A 506-nucleotide genomic window follows, 5' to 3' on the forward strand; every position below is an offset into this window, starting at 1 on the left:
GCTAAAAATGTACTTCCTGATTTTGCCATGATTTGTTGGTTATTAAGATTAATACTACAACCAAATATAAACCATACCGGACTGTACTGCTGTTAACAACCGGTTAATATCGGAAAAACCCCATGCTAAAGTATTCTTAATTGAACTCCCTGAAAAAGTCGTTATTCCTTGCCACCCCAAGAATCTCTAAGGGTAACCGTCCTATTGAAAACAAGGTGATCCTGCGTGCTTTCTTTGTCAACGTTAAAATAGCCCAGCCTCTGAAATTGGAATTTATCTCCCGGCTGAACATTTTTTAGACCCGGTTCAAGATAAGCGGTAACTATTTTTAAAGACTCCGGATTCAAAAAGTCGAGAAAATCCTTTTCCTTATCTGCATCGGGCGAATCAACAGAGAACAGTCGGTCATAAAGGCGAACTTCCGCTTCTATCGCATGTTTGGCTGAGACCCAGTGTAGGGTACCCTTCACCTTACGCATAGATTCCTCTGTACCGCTACCACTTCG

Annotated in this window: 1 pseudogene; it reads right to left on the bottom strand. The window is 41.5% G+C overall.

Annotation, left to right across the window (positions count from 1 at the left end):
- Positions 1 to 161: 161 nt before the first annotated feature.
- Positions 162 to 506, bottom strand: a pseudogene (locus HC176_RS16100) (glutamine--tRNA ligase); the annotation flags it as partial.

Source organism: Tamlana crocina, from assembly GCF_012037625.1.